The 2,500-nt window shown below is 47.3% G+C and carries 2 rRNA genes (1 of these 2 cut by a window edge); both read left to right on the top strand.

Annotated elements, in window-relative coordinates:
- Positions 1-2,266, top strand: a 23S ribosomal RNA gene (locus KI686_RS15575) (it extends 602 nt beyond the left edge of the window).
- A 119-nt stretch (positions 2,267-2,385) separates the two neighbouring features.
- A 5S ribosomal RNA gene (gene rrf, locus KI686_RS15570) occupies positions 2,386-2,495 on the top strand.
- Positions 2,496-2,500 lie beyond the last annotated feature (5 nt).

The raw sequence follows: 2,500 nt of genomic DNA, 5'->3' as shown, positions 1-2,500 counted from the left end.
CGAGTTACTGTTTCTAGCAAGGTTAATTGATTAAGTCAAGGAGCCGTAGCGAAAGCGAGTCTTAATAGGGCGCTTTAGTTAGTAGTAGTAGACGCGAAACCGAGTGATCTACCCATGGGCAGGTTGAAGCTGTGGTAACACACAGTGGAGGACCGAACCAGTTGACGTTGAAAAGTCTTTGGATGACCTGTGGGTAGGGGTGAAAGGCCAATCAAACTCGGAAATAGCTCGTACTCCCCGAAATGCATTTAGGTGCAGCGTTGAGTTAAAGTTTTATAGAGGTAGAGCTACTGATTGGATGCGGGGGCTTCACCGCCTACCAATTCCTGACAAACTCCGAATGCTATAAAATGTTTCTCAGCAGTGAGGGCATGGGTGCTAAGGTCCATGTCCGAGAGGGAAAGAACCCAGACCATCAGCTAAGGTCCCCAAATATATGTTAAGTTGAAAAAACGAGGTGAAACTGCTTAGACAGCTAGGATGTTGGCTTGGAAGCAGCCATTCATTTAAAGAGTGCGTAACAGCTCACTAGTCGAGCGGTTTTGCATGGATAATAATCGGGCATAAACATATTACCGAAGCTATGGACTTATTAAAGTGGTAGGGGAGCATTGTAATCTGCGTAGAAGGTGTACTGTGAGGTATGCTGGAGTGATTACAAAAGAAAATGTAGGCATAAGTAACGATAATGGGGGCGAGAAACCCCCACACCGAAAGACTAAGGTTTCCTCAGCGATGCTAATCAGCTGAGGGTTAGTCGGGTCCTAAGGCGAATCCGAAGGGAGTAGTCGATGGCTCACAGGTTAATATTCCTGTACTTCTTATAATTGCGATGGGGTGACGGAGTATTGAAAGCACCGCGAACTGACGGAATAGTTCGTTGAAGACTGTATCTATAGAATTTGTAGGCAAATCCGCAGATTTTGGAGAAGGTTGATAGTACCATAAGGCTTCGGCTGCGTGGATAGTGTGCCTAAAGGCTTCCAAGAAAAACCTCTAAGCTTCAGATTATAAGAACCCGTACCGTAAACCGACACAGGTAGTTGGGATGAGAATTCTAAGGTGCTCGAGAGATTCATGGCTAAGGAACTAGGCAAAATAGACCCGTAACTTCGGGAGAAGGGTCGCCCATCATATGATGGGCCGCAGTGAAAAGGTCCAGGCGACTGTTTATCAAAAACACAGGGCTTTGCTAAATTGAAAGATGATGTATAAGGCCTGACACCTGCCCGGTGCTGGAAGGTTAAGTGGAGGGTTTAGCTTCGGCGAAGATCTGAAATGAAGCCCCAGTAAACGGCGGCCGTAACTATAACGGTCCTAAGGTAGCGAAATTCCTTGTCGGGTAAGTTCCGACCTGCACGAATGGTGCAACGATCTGGACACTGTCTCAGCCATGAGCTCGGTGAAATTGTAGTATCGGTGAAGATGCCGATTACCCGCAGCGGGACGAAAAGACCCCGTGAACCTTTACTATAGCTTAGTATTGGCTTTGGATAAGTAATGTGTAGGATAGGTGGGAGACTATGAAGCGGCGTCGCTAGGCGTTGTGGAGTCATCCTTGAAATACCACCCTTTGCTTATCTAGAGTCTAACTCAGAGATGAGGACAGTGCTTGGTGGGTAGTTTGACTGGGGTGGTCGCCTCCAAAAGAGTAACGGAGGCTTCTAAAGGTACCCTCAGCACGCTTGGTAACCGTGCGTAGAGTGCAATGGCATAAGGGTGCTTGACTGAGAGACATACAGGTCGATCAGGTTGGAAACAAGAGCATAGTGATCCGGTGGTTCCGCATGGAAGGGCCATCGCTCAAAGGATAAAAGGTACTCCGGGGATAACAGGCTGATCTCCCCCAAGAGCTCATATCGACGGGGGGGTTTGGCACCTCGATGTCGGCTCGTCACATCCTGGGGCTGGAGAAGGTCCCAAGGGTTGGGCTGTTCGCCCATTAAAGTGGCACGCGAGCTGGGTTCAGAACGTCGTGAGACAGTTCGGTCTCTATCTGCTGTGGGCGTTAGAAATTTGCGTGGATCTGACTCTAGTACGAGAGGACCGAGTTGGACTGACCTCTAGTGCATCTGTTGTTCCGCCAGGAGCATTGCAGAGTAGCTACGTCGGGAAGGGATAAGCGCTGAAAGCATATAAGCGCGAAACCCACCACAAGATGAGATTTCTTTAAAGGGTCGTAGGAGATGACTACGTTGATAGGTCATAGGTGTAAAGGCAGTAATGTCATAGCCGAGTGATACTAATAACCCATAGACTTATGTACGCTTCTTGCCTCTGAAAGGAGGCAAGAGACACTCTTTTTTTCTTATTTTGATAAAAATTACATCATATCATTTTACCATATGTTAACTTATACAGTTAGATTTATTTAGCTGAAAATTTTAGGGTGGTTATTGCATTGGGGCTCACCTCTTCCCATCTCGAACAGAGAAGTTAAGCCCAATAGCGCCAATGGTACTGCATTTATGTGGGAGAGTAGGTCGCCGCCTTTCTTTAT

Origin of the sequence: Polaribacter sargassicola (assembly GCF_021991835.1) — a bacterium.
In the GTDB taxonomy this organism is placed as follows: domain Bacteria; phylum Bacteroidota; class Bacteroidia; order Flavobacteriales; family Flavobacteriaceae; genus Polaribacter; species Polaribacter sargassicola.
This window is presented reverse-complemented; position numbering and strand designations above follow the sequence as displayed.